Origin of the sequence: uncultured Aquimarina sp. (assembly GCF_947495315.1) — a bacterium.
Taxonomy (GTDB): Bacteria; Bacteroidota; Bacteroidia; order Flavobacteriales; family Flavobacteriaceae; genus Aquimarina.
The window spans coordinates 46599-64734 of sequence record NZ_CANLYD010000007.1 but is presented as its reverse complement, the minus strand read 5'-3'; the positions used below and the strand labels follow the sequence as shown (position 1 = coordinate 64734).

Genomic DNA, 18136 nt, shown 5'->3' with positions numbered 1-18136 from the left:
AATAACTATTCCTCACTTTTGTCCATTTCCGAAAGAAGTGAGGCAGTCAGTTGGTCAAGAAACAATGTCCGGCTATTTTTGCGGTTTTTGATGTCTTGAAAGGTTTTGTAGATTTCCTTTGGGGTAAAGTCAAATACCTCTTCCAATATTTTAGATATTCTAATAATACTAAGACCTTTTTGTTTCGCAATTCCACTAGCAGATAATGCATAGAGAAGTTCTACCCAATCCGTATTTGTGAATGGCCAAGGAATTTTTTCCGTAGGTTTTATATTCACACTATTACCGTTCAATTTATTTTTAATAGAATGTTTCTTTTGGTCCATATAGTTGATAAGAGAAATATACGCCTTGAACTTTCCCAAAAGCATATCTCTTGGTGTACAAAAATCAGGGTCTTGAAAATAAAATTTGGAAGTAGTAATATGGTAAATATCAAGATGGCTTCTGGTATAGTAAGCTTTATCGAAGTGAGTTGCCCCAGATTTTACATATTGACCGAAGTCAAGATTATAAAGGAAAAATCGATTTAATTTGTTAATCTTCTTTTTTACAAATTTTAACTGGGCAGCTCTGTCCGCTTTTGGGAATTGAATTTCAAAAGAATGAATCTCAGAGAAGTAAATAAGCTTGACTAATGGTATTTGCTTAATTTTCTTGAAAAAGATTATTTCTTTATCGACACTTTCAAAATCATTGACCAAAATTTCTCTTTTGAAAACACTAAGCAAATTTCTACTTAGCTGGATGGAACGATAGGACTGTTCCAAAATCGGTAGATTTTCGAGCCTTATCTCGTCTAATGCTACGAGAAGGTTTTCGCCTAATGTTTTTAAATCCATTTACAGCCATAAATACAGTTAAGTCCTATCAATTTTGGACAATCTTAGTTTGGGTGGGTTAGTAGTTGTGAGGATTCTTTAGTTATCGAATGCGTAGGACTGATACTCTAAAAATATAAGTTTTTATGACAAGGAACCACGAAAGAACAAACGAAAAGTACTAACATAATTTTGAAATAAGGAAGTTTTATACCGTAGATATCTACGGAATCAACCGTATTTTCCTACGGTAATCGTTGTGGGATTAGAGATAATGCTATTTCGATTTTTTTCTGTAGCGAGAAATAAATTGCCTTCTATTCTTTGCACCTGTTTTTTTGTAGATGTTAGAGGCGTGTTTTGACACCGTACTTTCTGCAATGAATAAATCCTTAGCGATTTGTTTATAACTAAGATTGCCCAGAATTGATAAGGTAACCTCTATTTCTCGTCGTGTCAAGTTTTCGTAGATTATTTTTGTATCGGCGGAGTGGATTGCCTGTTCTTTGCTCATTGCAAATACCTCGTACATTTTTGTCTTATTTTCTAGAAAGTAAAGGTGTCTATCTATCTCAATAATCGTAATGGCGTAGAAAGATGCATTCATAACTGTGAAGGTCAACCATTGGTAATCTCCAATAAATGTCAGTACAGGTAAAAGAGCTATACTCGCCACACTAACCATTGATAATCTGTTACGACGTAATATATATTCATTTGGGTTACTTGGATTAGAAATCCTCTCGTAAAACATCCCTAAAAATAAAAAGGCAATTATCGAGATTGGTATGGTAAAAAGTAATCTTGAAGAGTTCAACGAATTTGTAAAGAAGTACGGGATTAGGAATAGAACGATGAAACTTGCTGAGACTAAAATTGCTAAATTTCGTATAGAAGAATTATATTTTAAAACCACAATATCATATTCCTTGTACAAGTAGTAAACGATATAAACGCATAACGCTATAGCAACACCATAAGTTATTATATATTGAAGAATGAGAGGTCCTGGGAAATTTTCAATGGGTAAGAACCCACCTGTTAGATTGTATGTTATAAACAGGATGCCCAGATAGAAAAACCTTTTATAACCACTGGAATACTTTCGTGTTGAATAGTAAAGTGTAAATAATACAATGACCGTATCTAATAAAAGATAGAAAAAAGTAGTCCAATGTATTGAAGTTCCAAACATCATTTATATTGTTATGCATTATGCTCAAATTTGTTGGTTTCTAAATTTTTAGTAACATTTTCCCATTGAAAAACCTGTCCGTTCATAGCTATATAAACGTCTGGTTTTAGAAATTGTAATGAGCTTATTGCAAAACCTAGATTAAATGGGGCATCGGTATTTTTTGATGTCCCTAGAATAAAAGACCCAACTAGGACAATGGTCTTACCAAGATTGAGTTTTCCTATGTATTTTGCGGTATCTTCCATAGTGAAAGTGCCATGCGTTATCAATATTTTAGTCGTTTTAGTTTCTTTTATTTTTCTTGCTAAAAGTGCCCTGTCATTTTCATCAATAGCTCTGCTGTCCTTTCTGAAGATACTCTCAATCGAATAATCAAAATCAACACTGGCATTGCTTAATAAATCTTCGATAGTTAGGTTCGATGTTTTGATTCCGTCTTCATCTACAGAATCTATACCTTCAATTGTGCCACCTGTAGTTAATATTTTTATCATTTTAATAGATTTTTGAGGATTCATAGAAACTAATTCTTTAAAGTTAACATAAGCTTTTGACTAAAAACTGGGCTCTCATTTTTTAAAAATGTTGCTTTTCAAGTAATTTTATATGTGGTAGAAAAGTTAAAATGTGTAGTGCCGTTCTAACAATGTGATAGGCTAACCAATTTTTTAACTTATTTAATGTACTTATTCTATTCTTTAGTTTAGTATTGGTGATTTGATTGCATTTTTCTATTATATCTTCAAAATCTTTTAGCAGGATTTCTGCGAAATCTTGAGAATGTATTTCAACATTCATTTCTATACTTCCATAGCAGCTAAGGTCATTGAGGTTAAATGAGCCTATTGTGGACCATTTGTTATCGACCACAGCTGCTTTGCCGTGTACAACAGACTTATTCCATTCATATATTAGCACATTTTGTTTTAAAAACAATGAATATAAATAAGAGGTTGCATTACGTATTAAAGGCACATCACTAATTCCTGCTAATATTAGCGTTACTTTTACTTTTCTTTTACAAGCACCTATTATAGTATTGTTTAGTCTTCTTCCTGGTAGAAAATAAGAACTAACAATAACTATTTCATTCTTGGCCTGATTAATAGAATTTATATAAGCGTCACATACTTCTGTTTTGTTTTTGAGCCAATCGTTTTGTCTAATTCCAACAAGTGTTTTTCCAGCAGAATGTAACACAGGTTTTATTTTTTTTGAACTTCCATCTTTAAAGAAATAATCTAGACATAGTTTTTGTAAATCTTGTGCAGCTGGGCAATCTAATTTTATAGCATAATCTAACCAAGGCTCATCACTCTCTTTACCGCGATATTTATTTGCAATATTTATTCCACCTATCATTGCAATTTTAGCATCAGCTACAATTACTTTGTGATGCATCCTTCTGCCTAAATAAAAATTGTTGAAAGAAAATAACGGCGAAAAAAATCGAAAAAATATTCCATTCTGTTGCAAGTCCTTTGTAAAATTATCAGTAAGTGACGAACTGCCATAAGCATCTAATAGAATATAAACCTTCACATTTCGATGTGCTGCTTCTTTTAAACAATTTGCTATATCATTTCCTGTTTCATCATTTTCGAAGATGTAAGTCTGTAAATGAATCTCTTCTCGCGCATTTTCAATGATTTCTTTCATCATAATGAAATATTCGTCACCAGAATGTATCAGCGTTATATTTTCATCGTCCTTAAAAAGCATATTTATCATCTGTCTACCGTTGTTTTTTATAACTTTTATGTTTTGTAAGCTAAAAATCTAATATTTGTTTTGAAATCATTCTTTATTCAATTTATCGAGATTTAAAGAAGGTAAAATCAATCCAAGAGTCAGTAAAATAGAAACACCAGCAATTATAAAAGGATAATAAAATCCACCAGCAACTAACCACGTTCCTATAATTGGTCCTAAAATTTGACCGATGCTATTAGTAGAACTTTGTATGGATATATTTCTTCCTGTATTTTTCTTTGATATCAAAGAAACTGCCGAGAGCAAATTTGGTGTAACCATGGCACCACCCGCGGCAAAAACAACAATTAAACCATAGACCAAGAATTCATTATTAAAAAATGGAAAGATAATTAAGGATATTCCAGATATTAGTAGCCCTAAAGCAATTTGATTTTTTGCTGATAAGATCTTTTCGCCATAACTGGCAAAAACTGGTTGCAAAATTGCCATTACTGATCCACAAAGCATAAAGCCAATGCCTACTTGGTTACTATTAAATGCTAATTCATCTTTACCATAGATTGAAAATACTGTTTCAAATAAGGTTACTACAAATTGCATCACAAACGAGAGTAACAGCAGAGCAATAAAATACCTGCTAAACGAAAAATGAAATATTACTTTCTTAGATTTGAATTTACTGACTTGCTTTGAATTTTGAAGCCATTTAACTACTATAAACAATACCATTAACCCCACTATGGCTACAAAAACAAAAGGGATAGAAAACTGGTTTAAATGTAATTGTCCAAACGAATATTCTAAATGTAAATCTGTTTGTGATAAGAAACCGCCAATTACGGGACCAAAAATAAGACCAGAACTTATTGAAACTCCAGACCAAGCCATAATCTTCGTTCTTCGTTTTTCTGAAGTGATATCACTTAAATAAGCATTACTTACGGGAATAACTGAGGATGTGAATATGCCACCAAATATGCGTGCAACATACAGCATAGTCAGCGACGTTGCAAGACCAGTAAGTAATTGCATTATTACAAAACCAATAAGACCTATTATTATAATTGGTTTACGTCCGTATTTATCAGATAGCTTGCCCCAAACCACTACAAATACTAATTGAAAAAATGGATAAATACTCGTTAGCAGTCCAATATGGAAGTTGATAAGGTCAGTATCGAGATTGTCTTTTAAAGCTAATCTTTCGGTATAGTAGGGAAGGGTTGGTAATAAAATACCATACCCTAACATTACTACAAATAAACTCAATAGGATTAAAAATATCCTGTTGAGTTTTTCTTTCCTATCCATTTACTTTTTACCAATTTTTCGCTTCAATAATTGCGCATTTATAGCCACTATAATCGTACTCAAACTCATAAATACTGCTCCTACAGCTGGTCCCAAAACAAAGCCTGAAGAATATAGTACGCCAGCCGCTAAAGGAATAGCTACAACATTGTATCCCGTTGCCCAAATCAGGTTCTGAATCATTTTGTTATAGGTTGCTTTTCCAAATAGTATTAGATTGGCAATATCCTGAGGGTTACTGTTTACCAAAATAATGTCTGCAGTCTCTGCTGCTACATCGGTACCAGAGCCTACTGCGATTCCAACATTAGCTTTGGCAAGAGCAGGTGCATCGTTTACGCCATCTCCTGTCATTGCTACAAACTCATCTTCTGCTTGAAGCTTTTCTACGATTTCCACTTTTTGATGTGGTAACACCTCTGCGTAGTAACCGTCCAATCCTAATTTTTCACTTACGGCTTTAGCTGTCTTTTCGTTATCGCCAGTAGCCATCAATACCTTGATGTTGTTCTTTTTGAACACTTTAATCGCATCCGCAGATTCTGGTCTTATTTCATCAGCAAGAGCGATGTATCCTGCTAGCTGACCATCGATTAATACAAACACAACAGTTTCAGCAGCGTCACTATAAGCATCTTCAGGAATAGTGATTTTTTCATCTCTTAAATATCCAGGACTTACTACCTTAACTTGCTTTCCTTCAACATTAGCTTCTACACCTTTACCTGTAATGGCATTGAAATTTTCTGGGTTAGGAATTGTAATATTATCTTCTTTGACCTTTTTTATAATTCCAACTGCAATAGGATGTTCCGAGCTCTGTTCCAAAGCACTTGAAAGCCTTAAGATTTCTTCTGTTGAATAATCTTGGTTTGTGGATTCAACTCTTGTGACACCAAAATCACCTTTTGTCAATGTTCCAGTTTTATCAAACAATAAAGCTGATATTTTTCGGGATTCTTCAAAAGCTGTTCGATTCCTTATCAATAAGCCATTTTGGGCAGATACTGCGGTAGATATAGCAACAACTAACGGAATGGCAAGTCCTAATGCGTGCGGGCAAGCAATAACCATAACCGTCACCATTCTCTCTAAGGCATATACAAAAGGAAAGCCTAAAATGAGCCAAACAGCCAATGTTCCAAAACCAATAGCCAAAGCAATGTAGGTTAACCATTTTGCAGCCCTGTCTGAAAGGTTTTGCATTTTAGATTTGGTCTTTTGTGCTTCCTCAACCATTTTGATGACCTTATTGAGATAGCTATCCTTACCTGTATGTTCTACCTTAACCTTTAAGGTGCTATTGCCGTTTACCGAGCCACCAATTACTTTATCATTTTCATCTTTTTTTACAGGTTTGGATTCCCCTGTAAGCATTGATTCATTTAAGTAACTCGAACCATCTACTATAATCCCATCAGCAGGAACTTTTTCACCAGGCTTTACTAAAATCACATCGTCTTTTAACAAATCTTCCAAGGGAATATCTTCTATAGTATCACCCTTTACCCTGTGGGCTTCGGCGGGCATCATACTTACTAATAGCTGTAGGGCTTTTGATGCACCTAGTACACTTTTCATTTCTATCCAATGACCTAAAAGCATAATTGCGATTAGTGTTGAAAGTTCCCAGAAAAAATCTTCACCACGTAAACCGAATACTGTAGCGGTACTATAAAAGTAGGCGACGCTAATAGCCATAGAAATTAGGGTCATCATTCCTGGTGAACCCTTCTTTATTTCTGACCAAAATCCTTTTAAAAATGGCCAGCCACCATAGAAATACACTACGGTGGAAAGTGCAAATAGGATATATGGGTTTCCTGGTAAGAGAAATTCATATCCAAAAAATTCTTGAATCATTGGGGATAAGAATAGAATTGGAACGGTAAGAACAAGAGTTACCCAAAACCGTTTTCGAAAATCGGCAATCATCATTTTGTGATGGTCGTGACCCATTTGACCGTGACCAGGATTATGACCAGAATGACCACCGCTTCCGTGGTTCATTTTAGAGTGGTCTTCTTTTTTGTGCTTCATCTTTGAATGGTCCATTTTAGAATGGTCCATTTCTTCGTGATTGTGATGTTCGTGGTTTTCCATTATTATAAAGTTTAAGTGTTATCGTAATTTTTTTCTCATTGCTTCAGAAATGTTTTCTGCATAGACCCCATAGGCATCCACCAAAGCGCCCTTAATACCATCTTTAGATGATATGGCATACAGTACGCTATATTATCATCGGTACTGCTCATACCTTCAAAACGATGGGTCTCATCGACTTTAAAATCTTCAGGTTTAATTTCGATTTTAAGTGATGCACATTCCAAACACGAAGGCTTTAGGTTAAAATCATAACTGTAACCTCTTTGCTTTAAATCGTTAATTGCTTCTGAAAGCGTATCGTAATTCTTCATTTTGTTTTAGTTATAAGTCATTGTAAAATAGCTGCCATCCGTTTCAGTGAATTTTTGAAACGTCAACAAATAGTTATTGTTTAATTCTTCAATAACAGTATAGTTGAGTTGTTTGATGCGGATACCCAATGCATAGGCCTTAATATTTATTTTTGATTCGATTTGTATATTTGCTTTGTCGGTATTCAATTGACGGTCATATATTCTAATAAGGCTTTTAGAACCAAAAAAGTTTAGTAGGCCAGAATCAAAATTCATTTCTATTTCAATATCTTTTAGATTGCCTAGGTCATATAACTTAGTAAAGTTTTTAGTTGAGCTATTGATTTCGGTTTCTTTAGAATTGGGTTTTGCAAACGGGAATGCCATTACCATAATGCTTGTTTCATCAGGTTTACATCGATAGGTCGTCGTGTATTTTTCTGTAGGTTTTTTTTCTTCATCAAATAATTCCGTTACGACCACAATTTGATAATATCCCTTTTTCTCTATTATTTTTCCGGCCTCAAACGTTTGCTTGTTAAGCAACACACCATCTTCATCAAAATTTTCACGTGCTATTGTCCTGCCTGAGATTTGCCCAACGAGCATTTCAGTTTGTCCATTCATTGGGATATTGAATAGGATAAGTAACAGTATATAGCTTTGTTTTATCATATGTGATGCATCAATTTCTTAACTTCTTTTGCCATAACATCACTCAAGTCAATTGCATTTGAAGGATGTGGAATAGTATTACAGGTCACTATTTTTTCTACGCCAGAATCCATTAGGTCTTGATAGGCATTGCCTGAAAAAACAGCGTGAATGCCCACACATATCGGCGATTTCATTCCAGCTTTTTTTAAGTGCCCTACGGTTTCAATCATTGTACGAGCTGTTGAGATAATATCGTCAACCAAAACAGGCGTGGCATCTTTATATTTATCTACATCAGGAACAGAAACTTCTACATCGCGGTCACCGTGACGTACTTTTTGTAAGACGGTAAATGGTGCATCTGCGTTTTTAGCTACTTCAGATACCCATTGTTCGCTTTCGGAATCCGGACCTATTAATACTGGGTTTTTAATATTTTCTTTTATCCACTTTGAAATGTCATCTGCAGCGTGAATGACTTTGTTTAGAATGTTATAGACTTCACTCAATGAGTGTATCCTGTGTAGGTGAGGGTCAACAGTGGTAATACTATCAGCAAAACCGGAAATTAACTTCCCGAAATAGGTAGAGGTAACGCCTTCACCCTCATTAAATATCTTGTCTTGTCGCATATATGCCAAATACGGTGCTACCAAACAAGTACACATAGCACCTAATGATTTTGCTGTATGGCTTAAAAAATATAGTGGTAATAATTTCTTATCAGGGTCGTGTAGGGTGCAGACCAAGACCACACACTTATCTTTTACGTCAGATAATATGCGCGTGTAGGATTCGCCGTCAGGGAACTTTCGTAAGGTGGTCTTTCCCACTTCAGCATTCATTTTTGTTGCCATTAGCTCTGTTAATTCCTCGTTTCCCGGAAGGCTAAATAGTATAGTTTTCATTTTATTTTTTATTTAATAGTTATAATGTCGTTATGACTGTTCTTGTACTCTAAGGCGTAATTTAATTCACCCTGCGATTCTGCAAAAAGCGTGAATAGTAAGTCATCTTTTTCAATTTTTTCATCTAAATGGACATTCAAAAGAATCCCAGCCGATTTAGACTGCGGTGCGCCAGAAAGCTTGGCGAGTTTTGCAATCTTTCGATTATCTATCCGCTTTAGACTGCCCGATTTTTCTGCTCTGATTTCAATTTTATAAGGTGCTAAAACAGGTTTTGAAAAGCGGCCTTGGGCTTTACAAATGGCAAGGAATTTTTCATAAGCTTTACCAGATATAAGCACTTCTTTGGCGGTTTCCGTTCCTTTTCCTTTTTCGACTTTGCCCGAAAGCTCTATAAGTTCTCCAGCCAAAAGCAATGACCTTTCCATTAAGTCCATCGGCGCATCTGTCTCATTTTTCAAAACCTTTAGTATATCGATGGCTTCTAAAGTTGGACCAATCCCTCTCCCTACAGGTTGCGTACCATCAGTAATGACCACTTTCACATTCAACCCGACAGTGTTGCCTACCGTTTCCATATGGTTTTTTAGTTTTTGTGCCATTTCTTCACTTCTAACTTTCGCAGTTTTTCCTACGGGAATATCTATAACAACGTGGGTTGAACCTGCCGCAGCCTTTTTGGAAAGTACCGAGGCTATGAGTTGCCCTTCGCTATCAATATCCAAGGCCTTCTCAATCTTAATCAGTACATCATCAGCGGGGCTTAATTGCGCTGTACCACCCCAAACAAAACAACCTCCTTCTTTTTCTACCACAGCCATTATTTCTTCGGAAGAGAGCGTAACATTGGTCAGAACTTCCATAGTATCTGCTGTACCTGCGGGCGAAGTAATGGCTCGCGAGGACGTTTTTGGCATTGTAAGTCCATAAGCAGCTACAATGGCCACTACCAAGGGTGTGGTTCTATTACCGGGTAATCCGCCAATGCAATGTTTATCGACAACGATTTCTTTATTCCAATTCAATTGTTTTCCAGAGGCAATCATAGCTTTTGTGAGGTCGGATATTTCATCAATATCCATTCGGTCTCCTGCACAGGCTGCAATGAATGCCGAAAGGTGTATGTTGGAATAGTCGCCTTCAACGATATCGGTTATGATTTGGTTATAGGCGTTGTAATCCAGTTTTTGGTTATAGATTTTTGCCCTGACGTGGCTTAACGATTCTATAGGTTCTAAATGGGAAACGTACAGGGTGTCATTGTCGGAAACATTCAACTTTTTTGCAGCAGCATCCGATAGCCCTATTTCGTTGGGTAGCAGTATGTCAGAATTTATAACATTGAGACTTGCTACAATTGAATGGGTTGCCTTTGATATCCTTATTCGTGTTAATGCTTCAAAACCTTCGGAAATACAGACGTGGCAATCCTCACGCATATACACCACATTTTCATTCTGAGTGTAGATTCCAAGATGTTTGTATTTTAAGATATTTGAGTGTTGTTCCATAGTTTATTTTATTTCTTCAATGCTATATAATTGTGGGATTTCAGCATTCCAATCATAGGTTTCCTTGATACCTTTTTGTAATGCTTCTGCACTTTCTTTTTCACCGTGCACTATGAAAATCCGCTCGGGCTTATTTTTTATTTTACTCATCCAATCCATAAGTTCTGTGTGGTCTGCGTGTGCCGAAAGCCCTTCGATTTCCGCAACTTCCATATGAAACGGCACCCATTTTCCATACACTTTCAATTCCTTATCGCCTTCCAGTAATTTTCTTCCCCGAGTGCCTTCGGCTTGATACCCCACAAAAAGCAAAGTGTTATTTGGATTTTGTGCCTGTGTTTCAAGGTAGTTGAGCATTCTACCACCAGTAAGCATTCCACTTCCCGCAATCACGATTTTTGATTTGTCATCGGTTCGTAATTCCATAGTTTCCCGATAACTACTTACGACCGTGAAATGTGAGCACATTTCATCACATTCATTGTCCTCTAATCTGTGCCAATCCCTTGTGCGGTGGAAGAGTTCGAGTACATTCGCTCCCATTGGGCTGTCCATTATCATTTGTACTTTCGGTATTTTGTTCTCTTTTAGCAATCTCCAAAAAATCAACATCATTAATTGGGCACGTTCTACCGAAAAGCTTGGAATAAAAAGGCTGCCACCTCTATTGATGGTATCGTTGACCAATTTTTCAATCTGTGGCAGTGCTTCTACTTCATCTGGATGAAATCTTCCGCCATAAGTGGATTCAATGAAAAGCACATCCGCTTTTTTGGGTTTTAGTGGTGGGTAGAGCAATAAATCATTGGTTCTTCCAATATCTCCCGAAAAGACAAAACGTTTTCCGTGTATATCCAACTCGATGTAAGTAGCACCGAGAATATGACCATTGTACTGAAATCTGGCCTTTATATTTTTCATCAATGGCATCCATTGAGCAGGTGGTACTCCCTTAAAATGTGGAATGGTTTTCTCAACATCGTATAAATCGTAAAGCGGTTCTGCCGGACTATGTTTGGAATAGCCTTCTTTGTTGGCACGTTCGGCTTCCTGCTCTTGGATTTTTGCACTATCGTTCAAAATGATTTTTGCAATGTCCAAAGTGGGATTAGTGCCGTATATTGGGCCTTTAAACCCTTGTTTTACCAATCGAGGTAAATACCCTGTGTGGTCCATATGGCCGTGGGTAAGCAAGACCATATCAATTTCTGAAACTTTAACGGGTGGATATTCCCAGTTTTTAAGGCGCAATTCTTTCAACCCTTGAAAAAGTCCGCAATCTATCAATATCTTTCTCTCTCCCGTATCCACTAAATATTTTGAACCAGTTACAGTACCGGCCGCTCCTAAAAAGTGGATGTTGATTCTATTGTTTTTCATCGTATTCTTATGTATTAGTGTCCACCACAACAGGAGGATGTGTTTCCTTTGTCTTGGGTCGATTTGTATAACGCTACCACTTCATTATATAGATTTCGTGAATCTTCTTTGATATAAAGTGCTACTTTTTTCATAGATTTAGGTTCAAAGTCTACCATATCCAATAGTATTTCCAAGGCCTCTTCAAGCAGTTTTGGGTCGTCTTCCAATGCTTCGTAAAAAGGCTCAAAATCTATGTTGTTCTGTTTTTTTAATTCTTCAGTTTTCATATAATTATTTTTTAATTGTTTTTACACAACGCTTCAGAATCTTCCAAAATCTTTCTATGTCTTGTTTTATCAATTCCGATTTGATTTAATAAAGTAGGTTTTTCGTGAAGCTCTTTGCATAGTACAATACCTTTATCCAATAATTTTGTCTTTTCAGATTTGGTCATTGTTGTTAATGCTGTTAAGGGATGAAATCCGGACTTGTCTATTCTGTCTTTTAAACCGTTTCCCATTGGATAATCCCAGCTTGTCAATAACAATCCAACACATTTGCCGTACTGTATTGCATCCGTAGTAAATCGTGTATTGGTATATACACCTCCTTTATGTAGTTTAGCTTCGTGACCTTTTTGATGTTCCCATTGTTTTTCAACATCCAAAAATCGTGAATGGATGTACAAGGGAATCTTGACATTACAAAACCTACCTTGGTCACTATGGTATTTGCATTCAATCATATAATGTTTGTTATCTTTCTGTGCAATAACATCTACTTCGTGCTGTACGCAATTGCCTTGTACAATCACACCAACCTTCGTTTCAAATCCTTCGTGTGCCAATAGTTTTCCCACTAACTTTTCAAACGGAAAGCCAGAAGGGCCCAATTCCATCAATGCTTTTTTGAGTTTGTATTTTGAAGCACTTACACGTGATTTACCTTTAAGCATTTTAAATGCCATTTGGTAGATTTTTTTTGTAGTAATCCCATTGTAAATTGCAGATTCAATTTGTGCTACTATTTGCTGAATTATCTCCTCACTTGCTTGAGCACGTCGCAATGAATCTTTGAGTTTGTCAACATTAAAAGGAACAATATCTCCCGAGTGTTTTATTATGTTTATTGAGCTGTCCATTGCTTAAATATGTATTGTCATTACAGGTAAAGTGGAATGGTTGGTAACACCTTCGGCAATACTTTTTGAAAACAGACTTAAAAATCCTGTTTTACCGTGTGTGACCATTGCTATTAAATCTGAAGGATGTTGTTTTAGAAATGTATTGATGCCTGTTTCAACTGAGGGTTCATTATACACAGCCATTGAATAGTTTTTCAACTCCGGAAAGTTTTGTAACATTTTTTCAATAGGGTCTAGGCCAAGTTTAATATTATTGAAATCGGTCTCGGTATTAATACGCAATAAGTGGATGCGGGCACCACATTTATTAGCAATGGATATTACCTGCTTAAAAGCATCGGTTATATTTTCTTCGAAATTTGAAACAAATACAATATTCTTAAACGGAAAATTGACTTCTTCATCTTTTACAACAATTACGGGTGCATTGGCTTTTCGTACAATTTCCTCGACATTGCTACCGGTAATCTCTCTTATGACACCTTTAGTGCCACTACTTCCTGTAATAATGAAGTCGTGGTGGTAATGACCTGAATGGTCTAAAATATCGCCTTGACCAGCGTCAAATTGTAAGAACCTGCGACACTTTAATCCTTCACGTTCGGCTGTTTTCTCCAATTCTCTTAAAGCTGATTTTGCTTTACCTATTTGCTTTAATGTTTCAGGATATCGTTTTTCCTTTTCTTTATCCAGTTTTACCCAATCCACAGGGGTTTTCATAAGATGTAAAAAGTGAATTTCAGAACTGTATAACTTTGCCATTTCTATACCTAGTTGTGCTGCTTTATTGCAATTCTTTGAAAAATCGGTTGGTACTAATATGTTTCTCATTTTTTGATGGTTTATAGGTTCGTATATTTTTTAGTCTAGGGTAACTTCATTTCCAGAAGGTACTTTCTCTTCAAAACAGTCTAAATTGTATATTGTGGTATCTGCGATGTTTTTTAATGCGGTTTCGGTTAAAAAAGCTTGATGACTAGTAATGAGAACATTATTAAAAGTCATTAATCTGGCAATGACATCGTCTTGCAAAATGGTATCAGAGTGGTCTTCAAAAAACAGACCTTCTTCCTCTTCGTATACATCTATTCCGAAATACCCAATCTTGCCAGATTTTAATCCTTCAATAACGGCTTTGGTGTCAACTAGACCACCGCGACTTGTGTTAATGAGCATAACACCTTCTTTCATTAGTGTTATGTGTTCTGTGTCTATTAAGTGCCTGGTTGATGGTGTCAATGGAACGTGCAGACTAATTATATCTGCCTGTTTGCAAATGGTGGTACAGTTGGTGTATATGACATCATATAAATCTATCAGGTTCTTATCTTCAGAAACATCGTGGGCTAGTATCTTACATCCCAAACCGTGCAGTATTTTTACGAGTACTGCTCCTATTTTTCCTGTACCAATAACACCTACTGTTTTGCCGTTTAGGTCAAATCCTGTAAGCCCGTTCAGCGAGAAATTTTGTTCTCGAACTCTATTGTGCGCTCTAACAATCTTTCGGTTAAGTGTTAAGATGAGTGCAAGAGTATGTTCTGCTATAGCATATGGTGAGTAGGCTGGTACACGAGCTACTTTTAGTCCTAGTTTATCAGCTTTTTTTAAATCAACGTGATTAAAACCCGCTGAGCGCAATACGATATATTCAATCCCTTGTTGGTACAATATATCTAAAACTTCAGCAGAGGCATTGTCATTTGAGAATAGTGCGACAGCTTTTGAGCCTCTTGCTAATCTAGCTGTTTCTTTAGTAAGCCTGTATTCCAGAAAATTCAACTCGTGCTTTCCATCATTAGCTTTAACAAGGGAAGGTTTATCAAATTTATGTGTACTGAATATTGTTGTTTTCATATCTTAATAATTTATGAACCAAAAACTTTTAAAAGGTCTTGCAATTCTTCATCTATATGATGCTGTTTTACGACATTTTGAAATGGGGTGGTGCAAATCATATTATTATATAACCCTACCATAACATTTTCAGAACCTCGCAAAAGCACGTCTATAGAAGCAGCACCAAGTCTTATCCCCAGCATTCTGTCAAAAGCTGATGGATGGCCGCCACGTTGAACGTGTCCTAGTCTTGTTATTCGTAAATCTATATCTGGGTTGACTTCCTTAATTTTGGATGCGACTAAATCTGTACCTGTTTCATCACCTTCGGATACTACAATTAGGAATGCATCCTCGCTATGGTAATTTTTAACTTTTTCTAGTAAGAGGTGTAAGTCCTGCGTACTTTCAGGAATTAGGATACCATTGGCACCAACCACTAATCCTGAATGGATACCAATATATCCAGAATCTCTTCCCATTACTTCTACAATGAACACACGGTTATGGGATTCAGCGGTATCTCGTATTTTATCAATATTTTCAATAGCAGTATTTACAGCAGAATCAAAGCCTAGGGTATAATCCGTTCCAGCAAGGTCATTATCAATAGTTCCAGGAATACCAATAAAAGGGATGTCACATATTTCTGAAAAGGCCAATAGACCTTTAAAAGTGCCATCGCCGCCAATAGCAATTAGGGCATCTACATGGGCTTTCCGTAGAGTTTGTAGCGCTTTTTCACGGCCTTGCAGGGTCATAAAGCGCTCACTTCTTGCCGTTTTTAGAATTGTGCCACCTTGGTGTACTGACTTTTGTAATTTGTGTGATTTTAATGGAATTAAATCACCATCTATTAATCCCTCATATCCTTTTCTAAAACCGCTTACTTTAATCTCATTAACTTCAGCACATTTTGTGATTGCATACAATGCAGCATTCATCCCAGGACTGTCGCCTCCGGATGTAAATACGCCTATATGTTTAATTTTATTTGTGTTCATTCGATAATGTTTTTTGAAATCTTATTTCTGAAATAGTAAAATCTTGGATTGTGCTCCAAACAAATTCTGCTTCTTTCAAAAAGAATTGATGGTCTCCTTCAGATGAAGTAATAAAGTGTACGTTTTTAAATTCCCTTGATAATTTTAAGGCATTTTCTAAAGGTGCCGTAGTGTCTTTTTCCCCGTGAATAAAAAGGATATCTTTATCCTTAATTTTCCTTGCTATCGCAAATAAATCTGTTTTCAATATGACTTCTGTGAGCGAATAATAATAACTCATCCAATGATGCTTTTTTGCATCTTCATAAACTTCATCCGTTAGGTTATCAGGCTTGAATGCACTTGACATAAATATGGGATGAATCATACAGATGTATTTTGAGAATTTGCTTGTTGAAATCCTATCTACAAAGGAATGTGTGGACATAACTTTCTTAAATTCATAAACATCTTTATAAACAGGTATGCCTATAAGTATTCCTGCTTTGAACCAAGTTGGTTGCTTTTCCAATAGTGCCAACGAAATTATAGCTCCCATTGAATGTCCAGCAATAAGTATATTTCCATCGTTGAACCCTTCCTTGTTTAGAACTAATTCTAAAGCTTGTTGCTGACTTAATAGAGAATAATCACTTTTTGGTTTTGGCGAATCACCAAAACCGAGAAGGTCAATAAGAAGTAATGTGTGTGTTTTGGTAATCCCATTTAATTCACGTTTCCAATAATTTATAGAGCCTGTCAATCCGTGCAACAAAACAAGTTTGTTCTCTCCAGAACCTATTATTTCATAGTTCAATAAAGTTTTGTTGGCATCATAAGCTGGTTGCTTACCAATCTTGTAATATTGATAACCTGCTATAGCAATAACAGGAAAAATAAACACTATGAATATGAGTAATAAGGTCATTGTTTTAAAGTTGGTGTATTAATCGTTTTCTCAGTAACCAAAATTGGTATTTTACCATAGAGCCTATTGAATACTATACAGGCAGTCAAATCACCCGTTACGTTTACAGCAGTCCTGAACATTCCTAATAGTCTTTCTACTCCAATAATAATGATTATGCCTTCGGCCGGTATGCCAACACTTCCCAAAACAGAAGCGAGTATAACAACGCCACCTCCTGGTATGGCAGGCGTGCCAATGGAAGCAGCGACAATAGTTACAATGACCACTACAATATTGAGCAAGCTCATTTCCAGACCATAGGCTTGAGCGATAAACAGCGTAGTTATGGTTTGATAGAGTGCAGTTCCATCCATATTAACTGTAGCACCAATGGGAATTATAAAATTACTGATGGTCTTGTCTACTTGTAGTTCTTCTTCAGCCGTTTTTAGTGATAAGGGCATCACAGCCGCAGAACTTGTCGTTGAAAAAGCCAATAGTTGTACATCCCTTATTTTTTTTAGGAATTGAAATGGGTTTGTTTTTCCCAATAGTGCAACAAGTCCTAAATAGAAAATCACCAATAATAAAAGGCCAAGAAGTACTACTCCAACATAGTATGTTAGACCAGATAAGGAACTTAATCCAACACTAGAGGTAAGCTGCGCCATAAGACCAAAAACGGCAATAGGTACTAGAAGCATTGACCATTTTACTACCGTCATACAGACTTCTTGTATGGCACTTAAAAGAAGCTTTACTGGGCGCAGTAAAGAATCCTCAAGCGATAGCACAGCTACACCAATAATGATTGTGAAAATCACGATACTTAACATTTCACCACTTACCATCGATGCCAAAGGATTTTCAGGAAGTAAATTTGATATGGCATCAGGTATATTTTCTAGGCCGAATGACAACCCAGTGTCTTCTGAGTTAACAGATGGTAAATCGTTGTGCTCAATTAGTGCCTGTTGGTGCAAGAAGCGTCCTGGTTTGAAGAGCTGAGAGATAATGGTACCAAGACTTACCGAAACTATAGTAGTGCCTAGAAAATAGAGTAACACACCACCACCTAATTTTTTTAGGCTGCCCTTATCATTACTTGCAATACCAGTGATGATAGATGCAACAATCAAAGGAATCATAATCATTTGAACCAACTTTAGAAAAAGTACACCAGGAAGTGCTAGCCAATTACCTGCCACGTCAGCTGTTTCTTTAGATATCCAACCATTTTGAGGACTCAAGAGCAAACCAAACCCAACACCTAGAAACAAAGCGATGATTACTTTGAGCCATAGGCGATTCTCTACCAGTTTTACCAGATAGTCGTTTAGTGATTTAAGTGATTTTATCTCCGTGTCAAACATTTCC

General features: G+C 36.2%; 17 protein-coding genes and 1 pseudogene. All 18 read right to left on the bottom strand.

Annotated features, from left to right (window positions below; all coding sequences use genetic code 11):
* Positions 1–5: 5 nt before the first annotated feature.
* A complete protein-coding gene (locus Q0910_RS13980; protein WP_299217754.1) occupies positions 6–842 on the bottom strand; it encodes an RteC domain-containing protein in 837 nt (278 codons plus the stop codon).
* A gap of 256 nt (positions 843–1098) precedes the next feature.
* Entirely contained in the window at positions 1099–2016 is a 918-nt protein-coding gene (locus Q0910_RS13975; protein ID WP_299217751.1) for a helix-turn-helix transcriptional regulator, read from the bottom strand.
* Positions 2017–2027: 11 nt separating this feature from the next.
* A complete protein-coding gene (locus tag Q0910_RS13970; RefSeq protein WP_299217748.1) occupies positions 2028–2513 on the bottom strand; it encodes an asparaginase domain-containing protein in 486 nt (161 codons plus the stop codon).
* An 82-nt stretch (positions 2514–2595) separates the two neighbouring features.
* Complete coding sequence (locus Q0910_RS13965) at positions 2596–3750, bottom strand: phospholipase D-like domain-containing protein (protein ID WP_299217745.1); 1155 nt, start codon at positions 3748–3750, stop codon at positions 2596–2598.
* 66 nt (positions 3751–3816) lie between these two features.
* Positions 3817–5046, bottom strand: a complete 1230-nt coding sequence (locus Q0910_RS13960; RefSeq protein ID WP_299217742.1) for an MFS transporter — start codon at positions 5044–5046, stop codon at positions 3817–3819.
* Positions 5047–7149 carry a copper-translocating P-type ATPase gene (locus Q0910_RS13955; RefSeq protein ID WP_299217739.1) on the bottom strand — a complete coding sequence of 701 codons (2103 nt, stop codon included), beginning with the start codon at positions 7147–7149 and terminating at the stop codon, positions 5047–5049. It abuts the gene before it with no gap.
* An 18-nt stretch (positions 7150–7167) separates the two neighbouring features.
* A pseudogene (locus Q0910_RS13950) lies at positions 7168–7463 on the bottom strand (phosphoribosylpyrophosphate synthetase).
* Positions 7464–7469: 6 nt separating this feature from the next.
* Positions 7470–8072: a hypothetical protein gene (locus Q0910_RS13945; protein ID WP_240315478.1), complete on the bottom strand. Its 603-nt coding sequence runs from the start codon at positions 8070–8072 to the stop codon at positions 7470–7472.
* A 44-nt stretch (positions 8073–8116) separates the two neighbouring features.
* Positions 8117–9010 (bottom strand): ribose-phosphate pyrophosphokinase, encoded by an 894-nt coding sequence (locus Q0910_RS13940; protein WP_299217724.1) that lies wholly within the window; start codon positions 9008–9010, stop codon positions 8117–8119.
* Positions 9011–9018: 8 nt separating this feature from the next.
* Positions 9019–10521: a thymidine phosphorylase family protein gene (locus Q0910_RS13935; RefSeq protein ID WP_299217721.1), complete on the bottom strand. Its 1503-nt coding sequence runs from the start codon at positions 10519–10521 to the stop codon at positions 9019–9021.
* 3 nt (positions 10522–10524) lie between these two features.
* Positions 10525–11901 carry an MBL fold metallo-hydrolase RNA specificity domain-containing protein gene (locus tag Q0910_RS13930; RefSeq protein ID WP_062054226.1) on the bottom strand — a complete coding sequence of 459 codons (1377 nt, stop codon included), beginning with the start codon at positions 11899–11901 and terminating at the stop codon, positions 10525–10527.
* Between the two features lie 14 nt (positions 11902–11915).
* Positions 11916–12170 carry a hypothetical protein gene (locus tag Q0910_RS13925; RefSeq protein ID WP_299217714.1) on the bottom strand — a complete coding sequence of 85 codons (255 nt, stop codon included), beginning with the start codon at positions 12168–12170 and terminating at the stop codon, positions 11916–11918.
* A gap of 11 nt (positions 12171–12181) precedes the next feature.
* A complete protein-coding gene (locus Q0910_RS13920; protein WP_289194974.1) occupies positions 12182–13024 on the bottom strand; it encodes an ATP cone domain-containing protein in 843 nt (280 codons plus the stop codon).
* 3 nt (positions 13025–13027) lie between these two features.
* Positions 13028–13858, bottom strand: a complete 831-nt coding sequence (locus Q0910_RS13915) for a universal stress protein (RefSeq protein WP_289194973.1) — start codon at positions 13856–13858, stop codon at positions 13028–13030.
* Positions 13859–13888: 30 nt separating this feature from the next.
* Positions 13889–14884 (bottom strand): 2-hydroxyacid dehydrogenase, encoded by a 996-nt coding sequence (locus Q0910_RS13910; protein ID WP_289194972.1) that lies wholly within the window; start codon positions 14882–14884, stop codon positions 13889–13891.
* 11 nt (positions 14885–14895) lie between these two features.
* Positions 14896–15870, bottom strand: a complete 975-nt coding sequence (locus Q0910_RS13905) for an ATP-dependent 6-phosphofructokinase (protein ID WP_299217707.1) — start codon at positions 15868–15870, stop codon at positions 14896–14898.
* A complete protein-coding gene (locus tag Q0910_RS13900) occupies positions 15857–16777 on the bottom strand; it encodes an alpha/beta hydrolase (protein WP_299217704.1) in 921 nt (306 codons plus the stop codon). The genes Q0910_RS13905 and Q0910_RS13900 overlap by 14 nt, the downstream gene beginning before the upstream one ends.
* Entirely contained in the window at positions 16774–18132 is a 1359-nt protein-coding gene (locus Q0910_RS13895; protein ID WP_299217700.1) for a dicarboxylate/amino acid:cation symporter, read from the bottom strand. Before Q0910_RS13895 ends, Q0910_RS13900 begins: the two co-directional genes overlap by 4 nt.
* Between the last annotated feature and the right edge of the window lie 4 nt (positions 18133–18136).

What these genes read in the sequence shown, in the direction of transcription:
- Q0910_RS13980 (WP_299217754.1), bottom strand. Translation starts at nt 842, where the DNA reads ATGGATTTAAAAACATTAGGCGAAAACCTTCTCGTAGCATTAGACGAG.
- Q0910_RS13975 (WP_299217751.1), bottom strand. Translation starts at nt 2,016, where the DNA reads ATGTTTGGAACTTCAATACATTGGACTACTTTTTTCTATCTTTTATTA.
- Q0910_RS13970 (WP_299217748.1), bottom strand. Translation starts at nt 2,513, where the DNA reads ATGATAAAAATATTAACTACAGGTGGCACAATTGAAGGTATAGATTCT.
- Q0910_RS13965 (WP_299217745.1), bottom strand. Translation starts at nt 3,750, where the DNA reads ATGATAAATATGCTTTTTAAGGACGATGAAAATATAACGCTGATACAT.
- Q0910_RS13960 (WP_299217742.1), bottom strand. Translation starts at nt 5,046, where the DNA reads ATGGATAGGAAAGAAAAACTCAACAGGATATTTTTAATCCTATTGAGT.
- Q0910_RS13955 (WP_299217739.1), bottom strand. Translation starts at nt 7,149, where the DNA reads ATGGAAAACCACGAACATCACAATCACGAAGAAATGGACCATTCTAAA.
- Q0910_RS13945 (WP_240315478.1), bottom strand. Translation starts at nt 8,072, where the DNA reads ATGAATGGACAAACTGAAATGCTCGTTGGGCAAATCTCAGGCAGGACA.
- Q0910_RS13940 (WP_299217724.1), bottom strand. Translation starts at nt 9,010, where the DNA reads ATGAAAACTATACTATTTAGCCTTCCGGGAAACGAGGAATTAACAGAG.
- Q0910_RS13935 (WP_299217721.1), bottom strand. Translation starts at nt 10,521, where the DNA reads ATGGAACAACACTCAAATATCTTAAAATACAAACATCTTGGAATCTAC.
- Q0910_RS13930 (WP_062054226.1), bottom strand. Translation starts at nt 11,901, where the DNA reads ATGAAAAACAATAGAATCAACATCCACTTTTTAGGAGCGGCCGGTACT.
- Q0910_RS13925 (WP_299217714.1), bottom strand. Translation starts at nt 12,170, where the DNA reads ATGAAAACTGAAGAATTAAAAAAACAGAACAACATAGATTTTGAGCCT.
- Q0910_RS13920 (WP_289194974.1), bottom strand. Translation starts at nt 13,024, where the DNA reads ATGGACAGCTCAATAAACATAATAAAACACTCGGGAGATATTGTTCCT.
- Q0910_RS13915 (WP_289194973.1), bottom strand. Translation starts at nt 13,858, where the DNA reads ATGAGAAACATATTAGTACCAACCGATTTTTCAAAGAATTGCAATAAA.
- Q0910_RS13910 (WP_289194972.1), bottom strand. Translation starts at nt 14,884, where the DNA reads ATGAAAACAACAATATTCAGTACACATAAATTTGATAAACCTTCCCTT.
- Q0910_RS13905 (WP_299217707.1), bottom strand. Translation starts at nt 15,870, where the DNA reads ATGAACACAAATAAAATTAAACATATAGGCGTATTTACATCCGGAGGC.
- Q0910_RS13900 (WP_299217704.1), bottom strand. Translation starts at nt 16,777, where the DNA reads ATGACCTTATTACTCATATTCATAGTGTTTATTTTTCCTGTTATTGCT.
- Q0910_RS13895 (WP_299217700.1), bottom strand. Translation starts at nt 18,132, where the DNA reads ATGTTTGACACGGAGATAAAATCACTTAAATCACTAAACGACTATCTG.